The organism is Micromonospora sp. FIMYZ51 (assembly GCF_038246755.1).
Classification (GTDB): Bacteria; Actinomycetota; Actinomycetes; order Mycobacteriales; family Micromonosporaceae; genus Micromonospora.
In genome coordinates this window covers 6,455,923-6,479,201 of the sequence record NZ_CP134706.1, presented here as the reverse complement: position 1 = coordinate 6,479,201, position 23,279 = coordinate 6,455,923, and the positions used below count along the sequence as shown (strand labels likewise).

Below are 23,279 nucleotides of genomic sequence, written 5' to 3'. Positions count from 1 at the left end.
CGCACACCCTACGAAACCCGAGCCCCATTACCCGTCGATCATGCACTTTCCGTCGGGAACTATGCCGCGAAACCTGACATACCAGCGACCAGAAGTGCAAGATCGACGGGGTGTTGGGGCAGGGGCGGTGGGGTTACGGTGGACGGGTGCGCGATCCACATGTGTCCCGGTCCGTAGCTGGGCAGCTCTCGCCTATCCGCCGCGCCGCCGACCTGCGTCGGCTGCGGGCCGAACGCTTCGACGTGCTGGTCATCGGCGGTGGCGTGACCGGTGCGGGGGCAGCCGTCGACGCGGCATCGCGTGGGCTGAAGGTGGCCCTGGTGGAGGCTCGCGACTTCGCGGCCGGCACCTCCAGCCGGTCCAGCAAACTGATCCACGGCGGGCTGCGCTACCTGGAACAACTCGAATTCGGCCTGGTGCACGAGGCGCTGACCGAGCGCGGCCTGCTGGCCACCCGGCTGGCACCGCACCTGGTGCGTCCGGTGCCGTTCCTGGTGCCGCTGCCCGCCGGGCGGAGCCTCCGTGACCTGCCCGCCCGCCTGGCCCGGCGCGCCTACTACGGCGCCGGCGTGGCCGCGTACGACGCCTTCGCCGGTCTCCTCGGCGGCGGCCGGGGGATGCCGTTGCACCGGCACCTGAGCCGGGAGGGGGCCCGCCGGATCTTCCCGAGCCTGCGCGCCGACGCGCTGGCCGGTGCCATCCGCTACTACGACGGGCAGGTGGACGACGCCCGGCTTGTCGTCACGCTGGCCCGTACCGCCGCCAGCCTCGGCGCGGCCGTGGTGAGCAGCACCCGGGCGGTCGGGCTGATCCGGCAGGCCCGGGAGGTCACCGGGGTCCGGGTCCGCGACCTGGAGGCGCCCGCCGGTTCCCCGGAGGCCGAGTTCGAGGTACGCGCCCGCACCGTGATCGCCGCCACCGGCGTCTGGACCGACGACATGTCCCGGATGCTCAACGATGTCGGGCTGCGCCCCGGGATCCGGGTCCGGGCCTCCAAGGGAGTGCACCTGGTGGTGCCCCGCTCGGCGATCACCGGCGAGACCGGGCTGATCCTGCGGACCGCCACCAGCGTCCTCTTCGTCATCCCGTGGGGCGGGCACTGGATCATCGGGACCACGGACACCGACTGGCGGCTGGACCGCTCCCACCCGGCGGCCTCCGCCAGCGACATCGACTACCTGCTCCGGCAGGTGAACACGGTGCTGGACCGACCGCTCACCACCGCCGACATCGAGGGCGTTTACGCCGGGCTGCGCCCGCTGTTGGCCGGCGAGGCCGATTCCACCTCCAAGCTTTCCCGGGAGCACGCCGTCATCGAGCCGATGCTCGGGCTGCTGCTGGTCGCCGGTGGCAAGTACACGACGTACCGGGTGATGGCCGCCGACGTGGTCGACCGGGCCGCGCACCGGCTCGGCGGCCAGCGGCCGTCGCGTACCGCCGATCTGCCGTTGCTCGGCGCGGACGGCTACCCGTCGATGTGGCGGGACCGGGCCGACCTGGCCCGCCGGCACGGGGTGCCGGTCGGGGTGGTGGAGCACCTGCTGGAGCGCTACGGCAGCCTGACACGCGACCTGCTGGCGCTTATCGACGCCGATCCGCTGCTGGCCTCCCCGCTGGCCGGTGCGCCGGAGTACCTCGCCGCCGAGGTGACGTACGCGGCCCGGGCCGAGGGGGCGTTGCACCTGGAGGACGTGCTGACCCGGCGTACCCGGATCTCCTTCGAGACGCCGCACCGTGGCCTGGAATCGGTCGAGCACGCGGCCGAGCTGATGGGCGCGGTGCTGGGCTGGGACGACGCGCGGCGGGCCCGCGAGGTGACCCACTACCGGGCGCGGGTGGAAGCCGAACGACAGTCCCAGCTGATGCCGGACGACGCCACCGCCGACGCGGCGCGGCTGGGCGCGCCGGACGTGCGGGGATACCCCTCGGACCGGGGCGCTGACGACGCCGGGCTGCCGCGCTGAGCAATCCACCCCTGGAGACCGTCCGCAGAGGATGCCCGTCCGGCGGGTTACGTTCGCTACCTACGGTGGGGTAAGTTCCGCCCGTGATGGCGCTTTCCAGGTCACGGCTCGTCTCCCTGTCCGCTGCCACACTGCTGGCGGCGGTCGTGCTCAGCGGGTGCGCCCCGTTCGGCGGCCAGGACGAACCAGCGACACAGCCGGGCGCGCCGGGCGGGGCCCAGCCCGGTGCCGGCGGTGCCGCCAACACCGGGAAGCACCGGGTCAGCCTGCTACAGAACGAGGGCACAGACGGACCACTGCGCACCCTCAACGTGGAGCCCGACGGCCGGTGGGAATGCGTCAACTGTGCGGGCGACGGGGTCACCTCGACCGGCGTGCTCAGCGCGGAACATCAGGAGCGGTTGCAGGAGCTGCTCGCCGACCCGGCGCTGGCGATGGAGACCGACGAGGTACGCGGCTACAAGGTCGTCTGCATCGGTGCCCTGACCTCCAGCCTGCTGACCCAGGCCGGCCTGATCACTGCGCAAGACTGTCCCGGCGAGGAACGCCCCCCGGTGGCCGAGGAGATCCTGCTGCTGCTCACCCAGAACACCCCCGCCCAACTCACCTCGCCGTAGCGGTGCAAGGAAGGGCCCCCTATTAACGCCTCGTGTATAGGAAGGGCCCCCTTTTAACAGCCCGACAGGTCGGCAGCCCGCTCAACAGCTGACAGGTCGGCAACCCGCTCAACAGGTCGGCAACCTGCCGGCTCAGAGCACCTTGCCCGGGTTGAGCAGGCCGGTCGGATCCAGTGCCGCCTTGATCGCCTGATGCACCCGTACGCCCACCGGCCCGATCTCACGGGCGAGCCAGTCCCGCTTGAGCAGGCCGACGCCGTGCTCACCGGTGCAGGTGCCACCGAGTTCCAGACCGAGCCGCATGATCTCGTCGAAGGCCCGCCGGCCGCGTTCCAGGCTGGCCGGGTCGGCCCGGTCGACCACGATGTTCGGGTGCATGTTGCCGTCACCGGCGTGACCGACCACACCGATCGGCACCTCGCATTCGGCGGCGATCCGGGCCACCCCGTCGAGCAGGGCGGCCAGCGCACCCCGGGGCACCGCCAGGTCGTCGATGATCAAGCCGCCATTGCCGCCCGGGTACGCCTCGGCGGCGTACCTCTCCATCGCCGGATGTGCGAGCCGGCGGGCCTGCAACAGGCCGGCGGCCTCCACCGCGTCGGTGGCCGCGTAGACCTCCTGGGCGCCGGCGGCCTCGCAGACGGCGGCCAACTCGGCGAGGTCCGCGGCGGCGCGCGGCCCGGTGTCCGCCGCGGCCAGCAGCAGCGCCTCGGCGTCCGTGCGCAACCCCATCGGTCGGTACGCCTCGATCGCCCCCAGGTGCGTGCGGTCGAGTAGTTCGAGCAGGCTGGGGGAGAGGCCCTGGGCGGCGATCCGGGCCACCGCCTCGCCCGCCGCCGCAGTGGAGCCGAAGACCGCCACCAGGGTCAGCGACTCCGCCGGAGCGGGACGCAGCGCCACGGTCACCTCGGTGATCACGCCGAGGGTGCCCTCCGAGCCGACGAAGAGCCGGGTGAGGTCGTAACCGGCCACCCCCTTCGCCGTACGCCGACCGGTGCGCAGCACCTCGCCGGAGGCGAGCACCACCTCCAAACCGAGCACGTACTCGCTTGTCACGCCGTACTTCACGCAGCACATGCCGCCCGCGTTGGTGGCCACGTTGCCGCCGATGGTGGACGACTCCCAGGAGCCCGGATCCGGCGGGTACCAGAGCCCCTGCTTGGCCACTGCCGCGCTGAGCGTCGCGTTGACCACGCCAGGCTGGACCACCGCGATCCGGCTCACCGGGTCGATCTCCAGCACCGCGTCCATCGCCACCGTGCTGAGCAGCACCGCGCCGTCGACCGCGTTCGCCGCGCCGGCCAGCCCGGTCCGTGCCCCCTGCGGCACCACGGGTACGCCGTACCGGCCGGCCGCCCGGATCACGGCGGCCACCTCCTCGGTGTTGCGCGGCCGGGTGACGGCCAGCGGCGTACCGGCGGCGCACAGATCGGCCTCGTCCCGCTCGTACCCGCGCAGCAGGTCCGGATCGGTGAGCACCGCGTCCGGTCCGAGAGCGGCGCGCAGGTCGTCGAGGAGGGAGGTGGCGGCCATGCCGCCGAGGCTACGACCGGTGAGCGGTGATCACCAAGCGGGTGTACGAGGAGGGCGTGATGTTAAAAGGGGGCCCTTCCTCTACACCAGGCGTTAATAAGGGGCCCTTCCTTACCTATCAGTGAGGAATGTCCGGGCTTGGGGTGGGTAGTCGCGGATATGGCGGTCCGGAGTCGACTACATTCGCTGCTGCGACCCCACCGTATGCCCGAGCAGCTGTCTGAGGTGGACTCGGCCCGGATTGCCGAGACCATGTCCCAGTGGCATCGCCGAGGCAAGGCGACCCTGCACGACCGGCTGCACCGGGTGCGGATGGCGTTCGGCCTGGCAGTTCAGGCGGGCCTGGCGGCCGGGCTGTCCTGGCTGGCCGCGCACGAGCTGCTGGGTAACCCGCAGCCGGTCTTCGCTCCGATCTCCGCTGTCGGCACCCTCGCCGTCTCGGTGGGCCAGCGGTTCCGCCGAACCGTGGAACTGATCGCCGGGGTCGGGGTCGGGGTGGCGGTCGGCGACCTGCTGATCTATTTCCTCGGCACCGGTCCGTGGCAGCTCGGGTTGGTCGTCACCGCCGCCATCGTGCTTACCATCTTCGCCGGGGGCAGCGTCGCGATCGTGATCCAGGCCGCCGCGACCGCGGTGCTGATCGTGACGCTCAGCCCGTCGGTCGAGGACCTGGAGATACCGCGGTTCATCGACGCGCTCGTCGGCGGCACCATCGCGCTGCTGGTCACCGCGATCCTGCTGCCGCTCAATCCGCTGCGGGTGCTGAACCGGGCCGCCCGGCCGGCCCTGGACCTGCTCGCCGAGCAACTGGACAACGCCGCCGACGGCCTGCGGGACGGCGACCGGGAGAAGGTGCAGCAGGCGCTGGACCGGTTGCGGGACAACAAGGAGGAGCTGGGCACCTTCATCGAGGCGATCGAGGGAGCCAAGGAAACCGCCCTGCTCTCCCCGGCACGCTGGCACCGGCGCAGCGAACTCACCCACTACGCGGAGGCGGCCGATCCGATCGACCGGGCGATGCGGAACAGCGGGACGTTGATCCGGCGCGCGGTGACCCTGATCGAGGACGCGGAGCCGGTCCCGGACGCGATGCCGGCGGCGATAAGCAATCTCGCCGAGGCGGTACGCGTGCTGAAGCACGAGTTCGCCCGGGGCGAGGAGCCCGAACAGGCGCGGGAGCGGTCACTGCGCGCGGTCGCCGAGGCCGGCCAGGCGTACGCCGAGGGGGTCGGATTCTCCGGCAGCGTCGTGGTAGCCCAGGTGCGTACCACCGCCAGCGACCTGATGGTCGCCTCGGGAATCAGCCAGGAGGAGGCCAACCGGCTGGTACGGCGGCGCTTCGGCGCGTTGGAGCGGCCCGGTGCGCCGGCCGGACCGGAACCGGCGGCGAAACCACCTACCGCACCGCCCGTGGGCTGAGCGCGCGGTCACCCGAAAAGTAGCTGATTCGCTGGTCACCGTCGGTGCTGTCGATGCGCCCGGCCCGGCGGGCCGGAGATGACTACGCTGGCCGCATGGCCGACACCCCGTCCGGCGGATCCTTGCCGCCGTCGCCGTCCGTGCCCGCCGCCCCGCCAATGGGCACCGGCGTACCCGGCATGCCACGTCGCCGGCTCAACTGGCGGCGGGCCCTGGTGCTGGCCGGGGTGATCCTGCTGATCGCCGCCTCCGCGATCTTCATGCTGGTCACCCTCGGCACCAACCTCGGCGCCGAGGCGCTCCTGATCGGCACGGCCGCCGCGATCCTGCCGGTCCCGGTCCTGGTGGCCTGTTTTCTCTGGTTGGACCGGTACGAGCCCGAGCCACTCAAGTACCTGATCTTCTGTTTCGCCTGGGGCGCGTTCGTCTCCACTGCGGCGTCGTTGCTGGTCAACGAGGCTTCCGCAAGTTGGTTCGAGGAGCGGGGGTTGCCCATCGCACTCACCGCAGTGCTGGTCGCGCCCTTCATCGAGGAGCTGACCAAGGCGCTCGGCCCGATCCTGCTGCTGCTCTTCCGGCGCCGGGAGTGGTCGGGCATCACCGACGGGCTGGTGTACTGCGGGCTTTCCGCGATCGGCTTCGCGATGGTGGAGAACATCCTCTACCTGGGCGGGCGCGGGTACGCCGCCGGTGTCGAGCAGTACGGCCCGGCCACCGGCGCCCAGCAGGTGATCGCCATCTTCATCGGCCGGATCCTGCTGTTCGGGTTCGCCCATCCGTTGTTCACCTCGATGACCGGTGTCGGCCTCGGCATCGCCGCCCGTACGGCGGACCGCCGGGTCCGGGTGCTCGCCCCGCTCGCCGGCCTGCTGCTGGCGATGATGCTGCACGGGGCCTGGAACCTGCTGCCGACCCTGAGCGAGGCCACCGGCGAGGTTTTGATCACGCTCGTCGGCATGGTCGGTGTGATGGTGCCGATCTTCTTCGGCATGGTCGGTCTGGCGGTGTGGCTACGTGCCTGGGAGGGGCGGCTCACCGAGCGAACCCTGCCCGACTACGTCCGGGCCGGCTGGCTCACCCCGCCCGAGGTCGCGGCGCTGAGCAGCCTCGGCCGGCGGCACGCGGCCCGGGTGTGGGCCCGGCGGGTGGCCGGTGACGCCGGACTGCGCGCCATGCGCGGTTACCAGTTCGCGGCGACCCGGCTGGCGCTGCTGCGGGACGGCGCGCTGCGGGGCCTGGACCGCCGGCCCGTCGACCGGGAACGCACAGCGCGGGAGGAACAGCAGCTGCTGGAACTGATCAGCACCTACCGGTCGTACTTTGTGGGCCGGGACCCGCAGTCGCCGGTCGGCGTCTGGGACGGGCGGCAGTACCATCTGCGGTTCCCGGACGGTTCGCAGCGGTCGGTGCAGGCGCCCGAGGAGCCGGTGGTCCCGATTCCGGTGGTGCTGGCCGCTGCGCCGCCACCACCGGCCTTCGCTGCCGGCTACGGCCCGCCCGGCTGGTACGGCCAGCGGCCCCCCGCGCCGCCCTGGCCGCCGCAGCGGCACTGACCGCGCGCGGGCCGTCAGCGCGCGGTCAGGCCATCAGCCTGGTGAGAAAGTCGCCGAGACCCTGCGCCATCATCAGCAGGGCGGCGCCGATCGCTCGGAACATCTCCGCCGCGCCTTCGGGCCGGAACGCCATGAAGTAGATCAGGAACGCGAGACTTCCCCAAGCCAGCACCTTCTTCACTAATACCGGCATCGTCCCTCCCCAGGGCCGGTGATGCGGCTGGCTTCCCGCCGGGGAGCGCGGCAAACGACGCGGGCTTCGGGACGATCTCGCGGTAGAGCCGAGACGCGGGCTTCGGGACGGCCGCGCCGTGGTGCCGGCACGCGGGTGCCGGGACGATCTCGCTGTGGTGCCGGCGGGCTCAGAGGTAGAGCCCGGTGGCGTCCTCCTCGACCCGTTCGGCGGCCACCGCGTGCACGTCGCGCTCGCGCAGCAGCACGTAGCCACGGCCGTGCAACTCGACCTCGGAGCGGTCGTCGGGGTCGAAGAGCACCCGATCGCCGGAGACGATGGAACGGACGTGCGGCCCGACGCCCACGGCGGTGGCCCAGGCCAGGCGCTTACCGACGGCGGCGGTGGCCGGGATGACGATGCCTGCGGTAGAGCGCCGCTCGCCGTCGCCCCCCTCCATCCGTACCAGCACGCGGTCGTGCAGCAGCCGGATGGGCAGGCCGGAATCGAGGTTCTGGTCGGCTGTCACGTCGCAGACGCTACCGTGTCGCCCGCCGGCCGGCCGCCGGTGGTCACCGGGTTGGACGGGCACCGGTACGGGCAAAGGTATGGCGGAAACGCCCTACCGTGAAGCGCTCGGGCGTATCCTGTCCGACCTGACGCTGTGCGCAGAGGGCACAACCATGGGGGAGGTGCGCTTGAGCCGGTTCGAGCGGATTCGCGGGCGGTTGCGTCGCGCGTACGAATCGGGACGGGAATCGGTTCGCGCCGCGCGGAGCAGGCCGGCCGACGTACCCGAGCCGGCCAGGACGGCCTCGCCGTCGCACCCTGGCCCGGCGGCACCACCGGCCGCCACCGTGGTCGGCGCCGACACTCCGCCGGCGGCCCTGCACAACTCCACGTCCAGCCGCGACGACGCGGACGTGCCGCACGCACTGCGGATCGCCGCCGCCTGGTCGTGGCGGCTGATCGTCGTCGGCGTCGTCTTCTGGGCGCTGCTGAAACTGGTCGGCACGATAAGCATCGTGATCATCCCGCTCGCCGTGGCGATGTTGCTGTCGGCGCTGCTCGCGCCCGCGGTCGGCTGGCTGTTGCGGGCGCGCCTGCCGAGGTCGTTGGCGACCGCGGTGGTGCTGGTCGCCGGCCTGGCCGCAGTGATCGGCACGCTGACTCTGGTGGTGAACGAGTTCATCAAGGGTGTTCCGGAGTTGGCCGCGAAGTCGACTCAGGGATTGCAGCAGATCCAGGACTGGCTCAAGACCGGTCCGTTGCACCTGTCGGACAACGACCTCGACCGCTACCTCACCGAACTACAGCAGTGGGTAGACAACAACACCGAGCGCTTCACCAGCGGCGCCCTCTCCACCGCCGCGACGCTGGCCGAGGTGCTGACCGGTACGGTCCTGGTGCTCTTCGCCACCTTCTTCTTCCTGCGGGACGGCAACATCATCTGGCGCTTCCTGGTCCGGCTGCTCCCGGTGGCCGCGCGGTGGAAGGTCGACGACGCCGGCCGGGCCTCCTGGGCCACCCTGGTCGCCTACGTCCGGGCGACCGTGCTTGTCGCCTTCATCGACGCCGTCGGCATCGGCGTCTTCCTGGTCATCTTCGACATTCCGTTCGCCTTCCCGCTGGCCGCCCTGGTCTTCCTCGGCGCGTTTATCCCGATCGTCGGTGCGACCCTCTCCGGCGGGGTGGCGGTGCTGGTGGCCCTTGTGGACAGCGGGCCGGTGACCGCGTTGATCATCCTCGGGGTGGTGATCGGCGTGCAGCAGGTGGAGGGCCACATCCTCCAGCCGCTGATCATGGGTCGGGCGGTGGCCATCCACCCGCTCGCGGTGATCATCGGTCTGGCCGCCGGGGTGGTGCTCGCCGGGATCACCGGCGCGGTGGTCGCGGTGCCGGTGATCGCGGTGCTGAACACGGCGGTGCGCCGGCTCGCCGCGCGTACCGTCCCGGACACCCCACCGGACGCGGTCGTCGTCGCCTCCCGGGCACCCTGACCTGGTCCGTCGTCGCGGCGACCGGGTCGACCGGCCGGCCGCGACCCGGCGTCAGCTCTCGGCGAGCCGGGTCAGGGCGCCGCGCACCACCTCCGGACGGGTGGTGTACCAGAACGGTGGCAGCGAGCGGCGCAGGAACGCCCCGTAGCCCCGGGCCGTTTCCAGCCGGGAGTCGAGCACGGCCACCACACCCCGGTCGCCGGTGGCCCGGATCAACCGGCCCACGCCCTGAGCCAGCCGGACCGCCGCGATCGGCACGCTGACCGCGGCGAAGCCGGAACCGCCCTGGGCGTCCACCGCCGCCGCCCGCGCGGCGGCCAACGGCTCGTCGGGCCGGGGAAAGGGCAGCCGGTCGATCACGACTAGCTGACACGCGTCACCCGGCACGTCCACGCCCTGCCACAGCGACATCACCCCGAACAGGCAGCTCGACCGCTCCTCCCGGAACCGGCGGACCAGCAGCGGCAGCGCCTCCTCGCCCTGCAACAGCACGGGTAGGTCGGTCCGCGCCCGCAGCAGCTCCGCCGCCTGCTGGGCGGCCCGTCGGGAGGAGAAGAGCCCGAGCGTACGCCCACCCAGCGCGCCGACTAACGCGAGGAGTTCTTCACCGGCCGCGTCGGGCAGCCCGGAGGCACCGGGGCGGGGCAGGTGCGCGGCCACGTAGAGGATTCCCTGGCGGGCGTAGTCGAACGGCGAGCCGACATCCAGCGACCGCCAACCCGGGCCGGAGTCGACGGTTCCGCCGCTGGCGCCCGTACGACCGTCGGCCGGTGCGGCGTCGGGGCGGCCGGTGCCACTGTCGCCGCTGGCCGGATCGCCGGCCGGAGACGCCGCCCGTGCCCCGGCCGGAGATGCCGCCCGTGCCCCGGCCGGAGATGCCGCCCGTGCCCCGGCCGGTCGGCGCGTGGTCTCGGCGAGGGCGGCGGCGGCCGGTGACGGTGGGCCGGGTGCGGGCGCTTCAAGGCCCAGCGCCCGTGCCACCGTGTCGAACCGGCCGCCGAGCGCCAGGGTGGCCGAGGTGGCCACCACGGTCCGCTCGTCGTAGAGGTGGGTGGCGAGCGTGCCGGCGACCGAGAGCGGGGCCACCACAAGCGCCCGGCGGCCGGTGGCGTCGTTGCGCTCCACCCAGGCCACGTCGTGTTCCGCCTCCTCCAGCAGCCGCTGGGCGGTGCTGGACATCTCATCGAGGACGGCCTTGGCCTGCTGCTTGCGTACCGGGTCGGGATCGTCGGCCTTGATGTCGCCGATGCTGTCCAGGGCCGCGCGGGTCGCGGCGTCCAGCAGTGTGCACGCCTCGCGCAGCAGGTCCGGCAGGCCGCTGGTGATCCGCCCGACCGGTGCCTCGGCCAGCCCGACCGCGAGGGCGTCACCGGCCGCGGTCAGCGCCTCGGCCGTCTCCGGACGCAGCAACGGGCGGGCCCGGCGGGCGGACCGGTCGATCAGCTCCGGGGTCAGCTCCGCCTGGGCCGCCGAGGAGACCCGGTCGGCCAGTTCGTGGGCCTCGTCGACGACGAGCAGCTTGTGCGGCGGGACGATGTGCCGGCCGGCGAGCATGTCGACCGCGAGCAGGCTGTGGTTGGTGACCACGATGTCGGCCTCCCGCGCCCGGGCCCGGGACGCCTCGGCGAAGCATTCCGCGCCGTACGGGCAGCGGGCCGCCCCGACGCACTCCCTCGCCGGCATGGAGACCAGCCGCCACGCCTGGTCGTCGACGCCGGGATCCAGCTCGTCCCGATCGCCGGTGTCGGTCTCCAGCGCCCAGTCCCGCAGGCGTTGGATCTGCTTGCCGAGCCGGCCCGCCTCACCGAGCCAGCGGGTGCCGCCACCCGGCCGCTCGGCCGGCGGATCGAAGAGGGTGTCCACCGGCTCGTCCTCCGACGAGTTCTCCAGCCGGGCCAGGCAGAGGTAGTGGTGGCGGCCCTTGAGCACCGCGAAGGTGGGCCGCCGTTTGAGCAGTGGCTCGACGGCGTCGGCCAGCCGGGGCAGGTCGTGCTCGACGAGCTGGGACTGCAACGCCAGGGTGGCGGTGGAGACCACCACCGGCCCGTCGACCGTGAGCGCCGGGGCGAGGTACGCCAGCGACTTGCCGGTGCCGGTGCCGGCCTGCACCAGCAGATGTTCACCGGTGGCCACGCACTCCTCGATCGCCGTGGCCATCTGCTGCTGACCGGGGCGGGCCGCACCGCCGGGCACCGCGCCGACCGCGGCGGCGAGTATTTCGGCACCGCCCGGCCGGTCACCCCGGCGACGGGCCTTGGCGCTTGTCGAGGCGAAGCCGGTGGCGGTGCGGGGCGGGGTCACTGTCGCACGGTACCGGCCGGGGCTGACGGGGTGCCGCACCGATCGGCCGTGTTGCCGCGTCAGGGACGGGATACCTACTCGTTGTCCGGTAAGTTCCCGACGGCGTGGCGTGGGCGGAATCGGCTAGGGTGCGACTCATGCCGAGCGACGTGGTCCGTGTGATCTACCGCAAGTACGACGGCAGCGCCCACCGCGACTACCCGGCCCGTCGCCTGGCCGAGGACGATCTGGGCGTCTGGCTCGGCGTACCCGCCGGGACCAGCTCGGTTTACCACGGCCGGCCCTCGGTCGAGCAGATTCCGTTCGTCCTGCTGGTGCCGCACCACGCCTGGTGGACAGGCATGTTCAACCCGCCGCCACGGACCAGTGAGGTCTACTGCGACATCGCCACCCCGGCGCGCTGGGAGGGCGAGGACACCGTGCACCTGATCGACCTCGATCTCGACGTGGTCCGGCGGCGGGAAACGCGCCTGGTCGAGCTGCGCGACGAGGACGAGTTCGCCGAGCATCGGGCCCGTTTCGGCTACCCGGACGATCTGGTGGTGGCGGCCGAGGCGGCGGCCGGCTGGCTGCTCGGTGCGCTCGGCGACGGCACCGAGCCCTTCGCCACCTCGTACCGGAAGTGGCTCGCCCTGGTGCTCTGAGGCCCGCCCTCCCGCGATCCGGCCGCCCTCCCGCAGTCTGGCCGGCCTGCCGGCGCGCGTCCGTCCCGGCCCCCGGTCGCGATCCAGGGGTGCCCTGGTGGCGTGCCGACTTTGTGGTGCGGCGTTCGTCACTCACGCCCTCGGGGTATTGCTGGGCCGTTTGCCAACGCGGCGAAACGTGACCGCTGGGGATCACGAGGCGGCGCAGGTGAACGGAAGGTGAACGAGTAGTGAATGGCGCCTGGCCAGGGGTGGGCCGCCGAATTGCCGCTCTGGGGATTCCCTAGCATTCCCTCAGCAGGGCGCCGGCCGGCGGCTGCCACCCCTAACCACCGACACGACGAGGTCCGTGCTGTGAGGTTTTCATTCCGCCCCAACGAGGGCGCCTTCTACGAGCTCTTCACCAGGGCCGCGCAGAACCTGGTCCGGGGTACCGAGCTGCTGAACGAACTCGCCCTGCCCGAGGTCGAGGTGCAGTCGGTGAGCGAACGGCTCACCGAGGTCGAGCACGACAGCGACCAGATCACCCACGACCTGTTCAAGAAGATCAACTCGACCTTCGTCACCCCCTTCGACCGGGAAGACATATACCGCCTCGGCTCGCTGCTTGACGACGTGATGGACCACCTGGAGGCGGTCGGCAACCTGCTCTACCTCTACGGGCTGACCAAGCTGCCGTCGCTGCCCCGAGAGATGCACGAGCTGGTGCACGTCCTCGACCAGCAGGCGAAGTTGACCGCCGAGGCGATGCCCCGGCTGAAGTCGATGAAGGACCTTGAGGACTACTGGATCGAGATCAATCGGCTGGAGAACGACGGCGACCAGGCGTACCGGATGCTGCTGGTCCGCCTCTTCTCCGGCGAGTACGACGCGTTGACCGTGTTGAAGATGAAGGAGGTCGCCGACGAGCTGGAGGCCGCGTGCGATGCCTTCGAGCACGTCGCCAACACCGTCGAGACCATCGCGGTCAAGGAGTCCTGATCCTGTGACTCTGAGTCCCGAGCTCATCGCGGTGTTGGCGGTGATCGGGGTGGCCCTGGTGTTCGACTACACCAACGGCTTCCACGACGCCGCGAACGCGATCGCGACCAGCATCTCCACCCGGGCGCTCACCCCCCGCGTGGCCCTGGGCATGGCGGCGATCGGCAACTTCATCGGCGCGCACTTCGGTGCCGAGGTCGCCAAGACCGTCGGGAGCGGCCTGGTCGAGTTGCCGCCCGGCGTGTCCAGCCTCGGCATCGTCTTCGCCGGGGTGATCGGCGCGATCACCTGGAACATCATCACCTGGTACTTCGGGCTGCCCTCGTCCTCCTCGCACGCCCTGATCGGTGGTCTGGTCGGCTCGACCGTCGCGGCCTCCGGCACGGTGCTCTGGACCGGCATCGGCGAGAGCGTGATCATTCCGATGATCCTGTCGCCGATGGTCGGCTTCCTCCTCGGCTACATCGTGATGATCGGCGTGCAGTGGCTTTTCCGGAACGGGCACCCGGGCAAGCTGAACCGCGGCTTCCGGTGGGCCCAGACCGCCTCGGCGGCGGCCATGTCGGTCGGTCACGGCATGCAGGACGCGGCCAAGACGATCGGCATCGTGGTGCTCGCCCTCTTCGTCGGCGGCTACCAGAACGACCCGACCCACATTCCGGAATGGGCGTTCTGGACCTCGGCCGCCGTGCTGGCCGCCGGTACGTACGCCGGTGGTTGGCGGATCATCCGCACCCTCGGTCGGAAGATCATCGACCTGCGCCCGCCGGAGGGCTTCGCGGCCGAGACCGTGGCCAGTGGCGTGCTCTACTTCAACGCGCTGGTGCTCGGTGCCCCGATCTCGACCACCCACACGATCACTTCGGCGATCATGGGTGTCGGCGCCACCAAACGGCTCTCCGCCGTGCGCTGGGGCGTGGCCGGCAACATCGTCGGTGCCTGGATCCTGACCTTCCCGGCCGCCGGCTCCATCGGCGCCCTGATGTACTTCCTGGTCCGCCCCCTGTTCAGCTGAGGTGTAAGGAAGGGCCCCTTGTTAACGCCTGGTGTATTACAAGGGGCCCCTATTAACACGTTCAGAGATACGAGACGCCGATCTGAGCGCGGATGTCGTCGAGCAGAGCCATGATCTCCAGGGTGGCCGAGTGCGGCACCAGCGGGCTCTCGGTCAGCCCTTCGGCCAGGCAGCGCTGCACCTCGATGGCCTCGTACTGGTAGCCCGAACCGACCAGCTCCGTCGTGATCGTCTCCGGCTCGGCGTCGGCCCGGTGCAGGGTGAACCCGCCCGGCCGGAAGAACGGCTCGGGCAGGTCGATCCGTCCCGCCGTACCGGTGATCGAGGCGGTGAGCCCGGTCGCACCCACCATGCCGCAGCTCAGCGTGGCCACCGCCCCGGAGTCGTACCCGAAGATCAGGCCGGTGTTCTCATCCGTGCCCTCCGGCCCCAGCTTTGCCCACGACCGCACCTGCTGCGGCACGCCGAGCAGCAGATGAGCCAGGCTCACCGGGTAGATGCCGAGATCGAGCAGCGCGCCGCCGCCGAGCGCGCGGGCCCGCATCCGGTGCTCGGGTGGGAACGGCCCGGCGACCCCGAAATCCGCCCGTACGCTGGTCACGGTGCCGATCGCACCGTCGGCGATCAGCTCGCGGACCCGCAGCACGAGCGGGTTGCAGCGCATCCACATCGCCTCCATCAGGAACACCCCGGCGGCGCGTGCGGTGTCGATCAGCTCCGTGCTGGTGGCCAGATCCAGGGTGAACGGCTTCTCCAGCAGCACCGGCCGACCGGCGGCGAGGCAGGTCCGGGCCGCCTCGTAGTGGGCGGCGTGCGGGGTGGCGACGTAGATGACGTCCACCTCGGCGTCCGCGGCCAGTTCCGACCAGGAGGCGTACGCCCGGGGTACCGCGTGCCGCTCGGCGAAGCGCTGCGCGGTCTCGGCCGTACGCGAGCCGACCGCGACCAGTTCGGCTCCCGGCACCAGCCGGAGGTCTTCGGCGAAACGAGCGGCGATGTGGCCGGTGGCGAGGATGCCCCAACGAGTCATGCGAGTGACGCTACCGAAGATCACTTGAGGGCTGTATCGGCGACCCACGAGGCGGGAACTAGGCTCCCGGCATGACCACCGACCGCGGTTATCCGGTGCCAGCCACGCTGGTCGAGCACGCTCTCCGGTTCCAGGAGTCCGGTGCCGCGCCGGCGGTGCCCCGGATGGCGGCCACCGTGTTGCTGTTGCGCCCGGCCGGCGATGGGTTCGAGGTCTACCTGATCCGCCGGGTGGCGGCGATGGCCTTCGGCGGCATGTACGCCTTCCCCGGCGGCGGGGTCGACCCCTCGGACTCCACCGCTCACCTGGACTGGGCCGGGCCGGATCCGGCGGGTTGGGGCGACCGGCTCGGGCTGGCACCGCAGGCCGCTCAGGCGGTCGTCTGCGCGGCGGCCCGGGAGGTCTTCGAGGAGGCGGGGGTGCTGCTCGCCGGCCCCGACCCGGATCGGATCGTCGGTGATGTTAGCGACGACGGTTGGGAGGCCGCCCGGGTCGAGCTGGAGCAGCGGCGCCGGGGCTTCGCCGAGTTGCTCGCGGGGCGCGGGCTCACCCTCCGGTCGGACCTGCTACTGCCGTGGAGCCGGTGGGTCACTCCGGAGTTCGAGCCGCGCCGGTTCGACACGTACTTCTTCGTGGCGTTGCTGCCGGAGGGACAGCGCACCCGGGACGTTTCCGGCGAGGCCGACCACACCCTCTGGGCCCGTCCCGCCGATGCCTGTGACCGCGCCGTGGCCGGCGAGCTGACCATGCTGCCGCCGACGTTGATCACCCTCGGCGAGATCGCGGCCTGCGCCGATCTCGCCGCGGTGGCCCGGGCGGCGGCGACCCGGGACGCGGCCACCCCGATCACCCCGCAGTTGGACCTGACCGGCCCGGACGGTCCCCGGTTCTACCTGCCGTGACGCTGCGGACGGTCCCGAGCCGGGCCGCGAGGGCTCGCCGGTCCCGGCCGTGACTGCTCGCGGGTCCCGAGCCGGGGCGTGCCTGCTCGCCGGTCCCGGGCGGGGCGCGAGGGGTCAGTCGCGCTGGTAGTTGACGTGCGCGGACCAGCGGGCGAAGCCGAGTCGCTCGTAGAGCGCAACCGCGCTGGTGTTCGACTCGTCCACGTAGAGCATCACCCGGTCCAGGCCGCGTCGCTCGCGCAGGTAGGCCAACCCGGCCGTGGTCAGTGCCCGGCCGAGCCCGCCGCCGTGTGCGTTCGGATCGACCCCGAGCACGTACACCTCGCCGATCCGGGCCGATCCGGGCTGCTCGTGCACCTTGGTCCAGTGGAAGCCGAGCAGCCGGCCGGTCGCCGACTCCTCCGCGAGCAGGAAGCCCGCCGGGTCGAACCACGGCTCGGCAAGGCGCACCCGAAGGTCGTCGGCGCTCCACCGGCCCTGCTCGGGGTGGTTGGCGAAGGCCCGCGCGTTCAGCGCCAGCCACGCCTCGTCGTCGGCGCCGGGGCGGTAGGCACGCAGGGTCACCCCGTCGGGCAGTCGCGGCTCGGGCAACGGTGCGGTGAGCGGCCGACGCAGTTGCCAGAGCACGCGCGCACGGCGGAAGCCGAGATCCACGGCGAGCGCGGCGGCCGACGGATGATCGCCGTGCGCCCAGGCACGCAGCGCTCCACCGGCGCCCACCGGCACGACCGGTGCCGCGTCCCCGGCCAGCCGGGCCAGCACCTCCCGGGCCAGCGCCCGGCCGGTGCCCTGCCGCCGGTACGCCGGATGCACCGCCAGCCCGATCTCGACGCCAACCGTCGGATCGCCGGTGTCGAGGTGGGCGTACCCGGTGAGCGTTCCGTCGGTGCTGCGGGCGGTCAGGTGGACCGCCGGGGCGCGGTCGTCGCGTAGCCGGAGCAGCACGTGCTCGTCGAGCGGGTCTGCGCCGTCCGCGTCGCCGGCCGCCCGGGCCAGCGCCAGCACCTCGGCGATCTCGGTCGGATCGAGCCGGTCGGAGCTGTTGAGCCTGATCATCTGCTCGCTCATTCCCGCCAGGCTATCGGGCGCAACGGCCGTCGGCGCGGTGAGGCGGGGCGGCGACATTGGGGCCGTCGGCGTGGCGCGCGGGCAGCGACATCGGCGGCATCGGCGACATCGGGGTCGTCGGCGTGGCGCGCGGGCGAAGACATCGGCGGCATCGGGGCCGTCGGTGCGGCTGGCCGAGGTGGCGGGATGTCAGGTACCCCGCTTCGGCAACGCCAGCACGGCGTACCTGCTGGTCAGCGTGGGCAGGATGCGGTAGAGCGCGTCCACAGTGCCCTGCCGGTTGCCGCCCGCGTCGTGCAGCAGGACGATCGAACCGGGTCCCACCCCGCCGACCACCGAGGCGGCGATCTTGGTGGCGCCGGGAGCCCGCCAGTCGCCCGGGTCCACCGTCCAGTGCAGCGGCATCATGCCCAGGTCGCGGGCGACGGAGATGACCGAGTAGGTCCAGGCCCCGCCGGGCTGGCGGTACCAGCCGATCGGCGCGTCGGGCACTGCCGCCCGGATCGCGGCGCTGGTCCGGATCAGGTCCGAGCGGATCCGCTCCGGCGAGCGTGAACCCAAGGTCACGTCATGGTTCCAGCTGTGGTTGCACAGCGTGTGTCCCTCGGCGACGATCTGCTGGATCAGCCACGGGTACGCCTGGGCGTTCTGGCCGACCACGCAGAAGGTGGCCGTGACGTGGTGTTCCCGCAGGATCGATAGGACCTGCGGGGTGTAGTCCGGGTGCGGCCCGTCGTCGAAGGTGAGGGCGACGCTGTTGGTGCCGGTGCTCACCCGGGTGCCCATCGGGCCGAAGTTCGGGTCGTCGTCGTGTTCCGGCGCGGTCAAGTGGTCCGGCGGCTTCGGCCCGGTGTCGGGTATGCCGGTGGGCGTGGCGCCGGATGCGGTCGGGGCGGGGGCGGCCTGGTCGGCGTACTCGGGATGGTCGGCGCCGGTCGAGGTGACCGTGGAGTCGGTGTGCGACGGGTCGGGGGTCAGGCTCCTGCCGAGCAGGTACACCGATCCGAGCACCGCCGACACCACGAGCGTGATGATCCCGATCGCGCGTCCCGCGCCCCGGTGGTAACCGCCCACCGCAGCCCCTCCCGTTGGTCAACTTGAGAGTCACAATAAGACGCGCAAGTCGAACAAAAGGGGCATATTGGATATTAGCCCTCGACGGTGAGCGGACGGGCCGAGAGCGGAGCGTGGTCGGCGGCCTCGGCAAGCGCCGTACGCGAGGACGGTACGACGAACTTGTAGCCGACCTGGCGAACCGTGCCGATCATCGACTCGTACTCCGAGCCGAGCTTGGCCCGCAGTCGACGCACGTGCACGTCGACCGTCCGGGTGCCGCCGAAGTAGTCGTAGCCCCATACCTCGCGGAGCAGCTGGTCCCGGGTGAACACCCGACCCGGGTGCTGGGCCAGGAACTTCAGCAGCTCGAACTCCTTGTAGGTCAGGTCGAGCGGGCGACCCTTGAGCTTCGCGGCGTAGGTGTCCGGATCGATCATCAACTCGCCGGCCCGGATGGAGCCGCCGGCACCCGCGGTCGCGTTGCTGAGCCGGCCGACCGCGAGTCGCAGCCGCGCCTCCACCTCGGCCGGACCGGCGGAGGCGAGGATGACGTCGTCGACCCCCCAGTCGGCGTTCAGCGCGATCAGCCCGGCCTCGGTGACCACTGCCACCAGCGGTACGCCGAGCCCGGTGGCGTGCAGCATCCGGCAGGTGGCCCGAGCCTCGCTCAACTCCGAGCGGGCGTCGACAAGTACGGCGTCCGGACTCGGACCGGCCACCAGCGTGCGTACGTCACGAGGTGCGGTGCGGACCGAGTGCGGCAGCAGGTCCAGTGCCGGTAGCACTGCGGATGGTTCGCCTGCCCGTGCGGTCACCAGCAGCAGGATCTCCACGATCACCTCCGTCCCGGCGGCCCGTGTGGCCGCACGACCAGCGGCACTCCTTGCGGGGCGTGGCGCTGGGAACTTCCGTGGGTCCCGGCGTCGCTGACGGGCGGGTTTCGCCTTGAGCGTAACCGATCGCCCACCCGGAGCCCGGGCGCAGTTTCCCGTTTGCCCTTTCTGCCCCTGATCGCGGCGCAGGTTTTAACGTCGCGGAAACCGTGGCACTCGCGATCTGCGGTGTGTCTGGCACGATCGGTGGGTGTTTCCCTCCAGCTCGCCCGAGACCGGCCACGACCCGTGGGCCGATGACCCGCCGTCGGCGGGCGGCCCGGAGTCACGAACCGGTCCGGCCGTGGAGACCGACGAGCGGCGACGCTCGGGTGGTCCGCGGCGTCTGCGCCGTGGCGGCTCGCCCCGCCGGCCCGACGACGCGCCCGATGCCGGCGAGGACGAGGACGAGGAGGAGCCGCCGGTAGCGGTACGCCGACAGCTGTCGCTCGCCATCGGCGGGTACGCCGTGCTGCTCGGCATCGGTCTGGTCCTCGGGGTGCAGAGCTCCGGCCCGGGACACCGGGTGCCGTTCACCGTCGTGGTGCTCGCCGTCCAGTTGCTGTTCGTACTGGCCTGGACGATGGTGACCCGCCCACCGGCGCTTGCGGTGGTGCTCGGGGTGAACGTGGTGACCGCGGTGGTGGCCGACGTCGTGGCGGTACGCAGCGCCGAACCCCGGCTGGCCCCGCTCTGGCTCGTCGCGATCGGCGGGCTGCTCGCCGCGCTGCTCGGCCAGCTGTTTCGTCGGGTGGACCGGGCCCGGGTGACCGAGTCGCTCCGGACCACCGCCACCATCTCGTTCGGGGTGGTCGCCCTCGCCACGCTCATCGTGCTCAGCCGGATCCCCGCCGGCACCCAGGCGATCACCGTCAGTCTCGCCGCCGCCGTGGTCGCGCTCGCCGTGGCCCGGGTGGCCGACGCCGTCGCGGCCTGGCCACGACTCGCCCCCCAGGTGCCCAGAGGAGCGGCGGGCGTGGTCGGCGGCGCCATGATCGGCACGCTGGTGAGCGCCGTTTTCGGCAGCTATCTGGTCACCCCGTTCACGCCGACCCGGGCCGCGATCATCGGCCTGGTCGCGGCCGTCGTGGCCGTGCTGGCCGATCTCGCGGTCGGGTACGCCGAGGCGGGCCGGCGGATGGCGGGCGAGCCGCAGAGCGGGTGGGCGACCCGGCACGTACAGGGTCCGCTCGGTGCGGTCGCGTTGGTCGCTCCGGTGGCGTACCTGATGTGCCGGGTGCTGCTCTAGGCGATTGAGCAATCCGGGCGGCGGGTACCACCGGTGCGCCGCACCGCGGCATCGACGCGGGACGAAGAGACGTACGGCAGGACAGGAGACGGCGTGGAGCACGATCAGACGTACGGACGGCGACCGCGGCGGCGGGGACGCAAGATCCTGATCGGGTTCGTCGTCCTGCTGCTCGTTCTCGTCGGCCTGATCGCCATCGCCGACCGGGTGGCGGTAAACGTGGCCGAGCGCACCATCGCCGACGAGGTCAGCCAGCAGGTGGCCGAGCAGGGCGCGCAGTCCGCGCCGCCGGAGGTCGAGGTGGGCGGCTTCCCCTTCCTCACCCAGGTCCTCGACGGCCGGTACGAGCGCATCTCGATCAGGTTGCGGGACGTGCAGGGATCGGTGCAGGGCGACGCGGTCGCGTTGCCCAGCCTGAACGTGGACGCCCGGAACGTCCGCGCCTCGCTGGACACGCTGCGCACCGGCCAGGGCGACGTGGTGGCCGAGACCGTGAACGGCACCGGCACCATCAGCTACCAGAGCCTGGCCGCCCTGCTGAACCGGGAGGGCCTGGCCCTCGGCGAACAGGGCGGGAAGCTCGCCGTCACCGCGCCGGTGGACATCCTCGGCCAGCAGTTGACGGTCACCGGCACCGCCGACATCGTCGTCGGTGAGCAGGGGGGCATCGCGCTCAAGTTCGACAACCTCGACGCCGAAGGTCTGCCCGACGCGCCACTGGCCCGCACCCTGGTGAACAACTTCGCCCGCAGCATCTCGGTGGACGTACCCCTGCCTGAGTTGCCGTTCGGGCTCACCATCCGCGAGGTGGTCCCGCGACCCGAGGGGCTCACGGTGACCGGCGACGCACGGGACGTACCGATCAACGCGGCCGGCTGACCTCGCCGCCGGTGTCCCGGATGCTGGTCGGCCCGCTGGAGATATCTGAGATCGCTGGTAGGCTCCCTGCTCATGGGGACGCTCCTCACCAAACGGCGCGCGGTCGACCTGTGCCGCGTGGCCACCTGCCTGTGTCGCCCCGTCATCTGACGGCGGGGCTGTCTCGGGCCGCCTAGCGGCCTTCGGCACTCGGGGTATGCGAAACCTCAATCCCGGTGCACCCCACCGGACGCCCGGCAGCGGCGCCGTCGCACAAACCCGTGATCCGTTCCTAGCTATGGGTCCCGCGCGTGGTGCGACACAAACCACATCCGACCACCTCCGCGCGCTGGCTCACCATCCATCCTCACCAGGGAGTGATCTGATGAGTCGCGACACCGCACTCGTCTCGGCCGAGTGGGCCGAGAAGAACCTCGACGCCCCGGGCGTCGTCTTCGTCGAGGTCGACGAGGACACCTCGGCCTACGACACCAGCCACATCGCCGGTGCCATCAAGCTCGACTGGAAGACCGACCTCCAGGACCCGGTCCGCCGGGACTTCGTCAACAAGGCCCAGTTCGAGGCGCTGCTCTCCGAGCGGGGCATCAGCAACGACGACACCGTCATCCTCTACGGCGGCAACAACAACTGGTTCGCCGCGTACGCGTACTGGTACTTCAAGCTCTACGGCCACCGCGACGTCAAGCTGCTCGACGGCGGTCGCAAGAAGTGGGAGCTGGACGCCCGGCCGCTGGTGAGCGACCCGGTGACCCGCCCGGCCACCCAGTACGTCGCGCAGGAGCCGGACAACTCCATCCGGGCCTTCCGCGACGAGGTGGTCGCCGCCATCGGCACCAAGAACCTGGTCGACGTGCGTAGCCCCGACGAGTTCGCCGGCCGGCTGCTCGCCCCCGCCCACCTGCCGCAGGAGCAGGCCCAGCGGGGCGGTCACATCCCGACCGCGATCAGCGTGCCGTGGTCGAAGGCGGCAAACGAGGACGGCACCTTCAAGTCCGACGACGAGCTGCGCAAGATCTACGGCGAGGCCGGGCTGGACGACGGCAAGGAGACCATCGCCTACTGCCGGATCGGTGAGCGTTCCTCGCACACCTGGTTCGTGCTCCAGGAGCTGCTCGGGCACCGCAACGTGAAGAACTACGACGGGTCCTGGACCGAGTACGGCTCGCTTGTCGGCGTGCCGGTGGCGCTCGGCGACGAGCCGGGGGAGGCCTGAGATGACTGCACCGACCGCCGCCGGCTGCGCGGCCCCGGACCAGGCCGCCCCGCTGCCCGCCAGCATCGACCTGGAGAAGGAGACCGTCATCACCGGTGTCGTCCGCTCCGCCCAGGGCGACGTGGTGCCGGGCGCGTACGTCCGTCTGCTCGACTCGACAGGTGAGTTCACCGCCGAGGTGGTGACCTCGCCGGCCGGTCAGTTCCGGTTCTTCGCCGCTCCGGGCAACTGGACCCTGCGGGCGCTCTCCCGGCACGGCAACGGCGACGCCGCCGTGACTGCGGATCGCGGCGTCCACGAGGTGACCGTCACGGTCACCGACTGACCCACGCTCTGATCAGCCACGTGGCCCGTATCCCCGCTTGGGGATGCGGGCCACGAGCCGTCTCCGGCACTTTCTGCCCTGCCTCGCCCCGGGTCAGGTGATTGCTGGCGGCCGGCGGGTCAGCAGGGCGGGGGACCCGGGTCGGGGACGTAGGAGGCGGTGGGAGCAGGCGCCGTCGTGGTCGGGCCGGAGCTGGCAGCGCCGGCCACGATCCATCAACCGGTCGCAGAAGACCTGATGCTGTACGTCCAGGGCGCCCGCCACGGAGATCGTCGTCTCGCCCAGCACCAACTCGGGTAGAAACCCGAGGGAGCGGGTGAGCGCTCGGGCGAGCAGGTGCGCGGCGGCCAGGTCGGTCGCCCGCAGCGTCAGGTGTACGACGAAACGTGGCGGCTCGTCGGTGCCGGCTTCCCTCATGTCGATCACCCCTTCCGGGCCGGAGTCGGGGTGGATCGCTGCCCGACCCACCCCGACCGGGGGATTGAG

General features: G+C 71.7%; 22 protein-coding genes and 2 pseudogenes. 14 read left to right on the top strand and 10 right to left on the bottom strand.

Translation table 11 applies throughout. From position 1 onward, the window contains the following. Positions 1-161 precede the first annotated feature (161 nt). Both QQG74_RS29170 and QQG74_RS29165 read left to right on the top strand, forming a co-directional pair. On the top strand, positions 162-1,964 hold the full coding sequence (locus QQG74_RS29170) for a glycerol-3-phosphate dehydrogenase/oxidase (RefSeq protein WP_341721430.1): 1,803 nt from the start codon (positions 162-164) through the stop codon (positions 1,962-1,964). An 86-nt stretch (positions 1,965-2,050) separates the two neighbouring features. After that, complete coding sequence (locus tag QQG74_RS29165) at positions 2,051-2,581, top strand: hypothetical protein (RefSeq protein ID WP_341721429.1); 531 nt, start codon at positions 2,051-2,053, stop codon at positions 2,579-2,581. Positions 2,582-2,713: 132 nt separating this feature from the next. Here the strand turns inward: QQG74_RS29165 and QQG74_RS29160 are convergent, their stop codons facing one another. Beyond that, positions 2,714-4,114 carry an FAD-linked oxidase C-terminal domain-containing protein gene (locus tag QQG74_RS29160; protein ID WP_341717850.1) on the bottom strand — a complete coding sequence of 467 codons (1,401 nt, stop codon included), beginning with the start codon at positions 4,112-4,114 and terminating at the stop codon, positions 2,714-2,716. 204 nt (positions 4,115-4,318) lie between these two features. Between QQG74_RS29160 and QQG74_RS29155 the strand changes: the two genes are divergently transcribed. Next, positions 4,319-5,533: an FUSC family protein gene (locus QQG74_RS29155; RefSeq protein WP_341717849.1), complete on the top strand. Its 1,215-nt coding sequence runs from the start codon at positions 4,319-4,321 to the stop codon at positions 5,531-5,533. Between the two features lie 53 nt (positions 5,534-5,586). Then, positions 5,587-7,086 carry a PrsW family intramembrane metalloprotease gene (locus tag QQG74_RS29150; protein WP_341721428.1) on the top strand — a complete coding sequence of 500 codons (1,500 nt, stop codon included), beginning with the start codon at positions 5,587-5,589 and terminating at the stop codon, positions 7,084-7,086. Between the two features lie 25 nt (positions 7,087-7,111). Here the strand turns inward: QQG74_RS29150 and QQG74_RS29145 are convergent, their stop codons facing one another. Together QQG74_RS29145 and QQG74_RS29140 are read right to left on the bottom strand one after the other, a co-directional pair. Further along, positions 7,112-7,279, bottom strand: coding sequence for a hypothetical protein (locus QQG74_RS29145; protein WP_341717848.1), 168 nt, complete (start codon positions 7,277-7,279; stop codon positions 7,112-7,114). Positions 7,280-7,448: 169 nt separating this feature from the next. Further along, positions 7,449-7,787 (bottom strand): co-chaperone GroES, encoded by a 339-nt coding sequence (locus tag QQG74_RS29140; RefSeq protein ID WP_341717847.1) that lies wholly within the window; start codon positions 7,785-7,787, stop codon positions 7,449-7,451. 79 nt (positions 7,788-7,866) lie between these two features. Here QQG74_RS29140 and QQG74_RS29135 point away from each other — a divergent pair, with 79 nt between their 5' ends. Next, complete coding sequence (locus QQG74_RS29135) at positions 7,867-9,258, top strand: AI-2E family transporter (RefSeq protein ID WP_341717846.1); 1,392 nt, start codon at positions 7,867-7,869, stop codon at positions 9,256-9,258. Between the two features lie 51 nt (positions 9,259-9,309). Here QQG74_RS29135 and QQG74_RS29130 read toward each other — a convergent pair. Both QQG74_RS29130 and QQG74_RS29125 read right to left on the bottom strand, forming a co-directional pair. Then, positions 9,310-9,987: pseudogene (locus tag QQG74_RS29130) on the bottom strand (ATP-dependent DNA helicase); the annotation flags it as partial. Between the two features lie 219 nt (positions 9,988-10,206). Beyond that, a pseudogene (locus QQG74_RS29125) lies at positions 10,207-11,559 on the bottom strand (ATP-dependent DNA helicase); the annotation flags it as partial. 137 nt (positions 11,560-11,696) lie between these two features. Between QQG74_RS29125 and QQG74_RS29120 the strand changes: the two are divergent. The 3 genes from QQG74_RS29120 to QQG74_RS29110 all read left to right on the top strand — a co-directional run bounded on the left by QQG74_RS29120 (position 11,697) and on the right by QQG74_RS29110 (position 14,199). After that, positions 11,697-12,203, top strand: a complete 507-nt coding sequence (locus tag QQG74_RS29120) for a DUF402 domain-containing protein (protein ID WP_341717845.1) — start codon at positions 11,697-11,699, stop codon at positions 12,201-12,203. 354 nt (positions 12,204-12,557) lie between these two features. Continuing rightward, positions 12,558-13,184: a DUF47 family protein gene (locus QQG74_RS29115; RefSeq protein ID WP_341717844.1), complete on the top strand. Its 627-nt coding sequence runs from the start codon at positions 12,558-12,560 to the stop codon at positions 13,182-13,184. Positions 13,185-13,194: 10 nt separating this feature from the next. Then, positions 13,195-14,199, top strand: a complete 1,005-nt coding sequence (locus QQG74_RS29110; RefSeq protein WP_341721427.1) for an inorganic phosphate transporter — start codon at positions 13,195-13,197, stop codon at positions 14,197-14,199. A gap of 61 nt (positions 14,200-14,260) precedes the next feature. Here QQG74_RS29110 and QQG74_RS29105 read toward each other — a convergent pair whose 3' ends face one another. Further along, a complete protein-coding gene (locus QQG74_RS29105) occupies positions 14,261-15,229 on the bottom strand; it encodes a Gfo/Idh/MocA family oxidoreductase (RefSeq protein WP_341717843.1) in 969 nt (322 codons plus the stop codon). A gap of 71 nt (positions 15,230-15,300) precedes the next feature. Between QQG74_RS29105 and QQG74_RS29100 the strand changes: the two genes are divergently transcribed. Then, positions 15,301-16,131: an NUDIX hydrolase gene (locus QQG74_RS29100; protein ID WP_341717842.1), complete on the top strand. Its 831-nt coding sequence runs from the start codon at positions 15,301-15,303 to the stop codon at positions 16,129-16,131. A gap of 114 nt (positions 16,132-16,245) precedes the next feature. On the opposite strand, the gene mshD is transcribed toward QQG74_RS29100, so the two are convergent. From mshD to QQG74_RS29085, 3 genes are all read right to left on the bottom strand, one after another. Further along, positions 16,246-17,199, bottom strand: a complete 954-nt coding sequence (gene mshD / locus QQG74_RS29095) for a mycothiol synthase (RefSeq protein ID WP_341717841.1) — start codon at positions 17,197-17,199, stop codon at positions 16,246-16,248. 189 nt (positions 17,200-17,388) lie between these two features. After that, the gene (locus tag QQG74_RS29090; protein WP_341717840.1) at positions 17,389-18,273 is read right to left on the bottom strand and encodes a polysaccharide deacetylase family protein; all 885 of its coding nucleotides are present in this window, start codon (positions 18,271-18,273) and stop codon (positions 17,389-17,391) included. A gap of 74 nt (positions 18,274-18,347) precedes the next feature. Beyond that, on the bottom strand, positions 18,348-19,088 hold the full coding sequence (locus tag QQG74_RS29085) for a response regulator transcription factor (RefSeq protein ID WP_341717839.1): 741 nt from the start codon (positions 19,086-19,088) through the stop codon (positions 18,348-18,350). A 250-nt stretch (positions 19,089-19,338) separates the two neighbouring features. Between QQG74_RS29085 and QQG74_RS29080 the strand changes: the two genes are divergently transcribed. From QQG74_RS29080 to QQG74_RS29060, 5 genes are all read left to right on the top strand, one after another. Continuing rightward, positions 19,339-20,376, top strand: coding sequence for a hypothetical protein (locus tag QQG74_RS29080; protein ID WP_341717838.1), 1,038 nt, complete (start codon positions 19,339-19,341; stop codon positions 20,374-20,376). Positions 20,377-20,469: 93 nt separating this feature from the next. Continuing rightward, positions 20,470-21,255 (top strand): DUF2993 domain-containing protein, encoded by a 786-nt coding sequence (locus QQG74_RS29075; protein WP_341717837.1) that lies wholly within the window; start codon positions 20,470-20,472, stop codon positions 21,253-21,255. Positions 21,256-21,327: 72 nt separating this feature from the next. After that, positions 21,328-21,405: an Ms5788A family Cys-rich leader peptide gene (locus QQG74_RS29070; RefSeq protein ID WP_311202345.1), complete on the top strand. Its 78-nt coding sequence runs from the start codon at positions 21,328-21,330 to the stop codon at positions 21,403-21,405. A 214-nt stretch (positions 21,406-21,619) separates the two neighbouring features. After that, on the top strand, positions 21,620-22,468 hold the full coding sequence (locus QQG74_RS29065) for a sulfurtransferase (protein ID WP_341717836.1): 849 nt from the start codon (positions 21,620-21,622) through the stop codon (positions 22,466-22,468). A 1-nt stretch (position 22,469) separates the two neighbouring features. Beyond that, positions 22,470-22,793, top strand: coding sequence for a DUF1416 domain-containing protein (locus tag QQG74_RS29060; RefSeq protein WP_341717835.1), 324 nt, complete (start codon positions 22,470-22,472; stop codon positions 22,791-22,793). 93 nt (positions 22,794-22,886) lie between these two features. Here the strand turns inward: QQG74_RS29060 and QQG74_RS29055 are convergent, their stop codons facing one another. Beyond that, positions 22,887-23,210, bottom strand: a complete 324-nt coding sequence (locus QQG74_RS29055; protein ID WP_341717834.1) for a hypothetical protein — start codon at positions 23,208-23,210, stop codon at positions 22,887-22,889. Positions 23,211-23,279 lie beyond the last annotated feature (69 nt).

Coding starts and splice junctions, on each gene's coding strand:
- QQG74_RS29165 (WP_341721429.1), top strand. CDS start 2,051: ATGGCGCTTTCCAGGTCACGGCTCGTCTCCCTGTCCGCTGCCACACTG.
- QQG74_RS29160 (WP_341717850.1), bottom strand. CDS start 4,114: ATGGCCGCCACCTCCCTCCTCGACGACCTGCGCGCCGCTCTCGGACCG.
- QQG74_RS29155 (WP_341717849.1), top strand. CDS start 4,319: ATGCCCGAGCAGCTGTCTGAGGTGGACTCGGCCCGGATTGCCGAGACC.
- QQG74_RS29150 (WP_341721428.1), top strand. CDS start 5,587: ATGCGCCCGGCCCGGCGGGCCGGAGATGACTACGCTGGCCGCATGGCC.
- QQG74_RS29145 (WP_341717848.1), bottom strand. CDS start 7,279: ATGCCGGTATTAGTGAAGAAGGTGCTGGCTTGGGGAAGTCTCGCGTTC.
- QQG74_RS29135 (WP_341717846.1), top strand. CDS start 7,867: ATGGCGGAAACGCCCTACCGTGAAGCGCTCGGGCGTATCCTGTCCGAC.
- QQG74_RS29120 (WP_341717845.1), top strand. CDS start 11,697: ATGCCGAGCGACGTGGTCCGTGTGATCTACCGCAAGTACGACGGCAGC.
- QQG74_RS29105 (WP_341717843.1), bottom strand. CDS start 15,229: ATGACTCGTTGGGGCATCCTCGCCACCGGCCACATCGCCGCTCGTTTC.
- QQG74_RS29100 (WP_341717842.1), top strand. CDS start 15,301: ATGACCACCGACCGCGGTTATCCGGTGCCAGCCACGCTGGTCGAGCAC.
- mshD (WP_341717841.1), bottom strand. CDS start 17,199: ATGAGCGAGCAGATGATCAGGCTCAACAGCTCCGACCGGCTCGATCCG.
- QQG74_RS29070 (WP_311202345.1), top strand. CDS start 21,328: ATGGGGACGCTCCTCACCAAACGGCGCGCGGTCGACCTGTGCCGCGTG.
- QQG74_RS29065 (WP_341717836.1), top strand. CDS start 21,620: ATGAGTCGCGACACCGCACTCGTCTCGGCCGAGTGGGCCGAGAAGAAC.
- QQG74_RS29060 (WP_341717835.1), top strand. CDS start 22,470: ATGACTGCACCGACCGCCGCCGGCTGCGCGGCCCCGGACCAGGCCGCC.
- QQG74_RS29055 (WP_341717834.1), bottom strand. CDS start 23,210: ATGAGGGAAGCCGGCACCGACGAGCCGCCACGTTTCGTCGTACACCTG.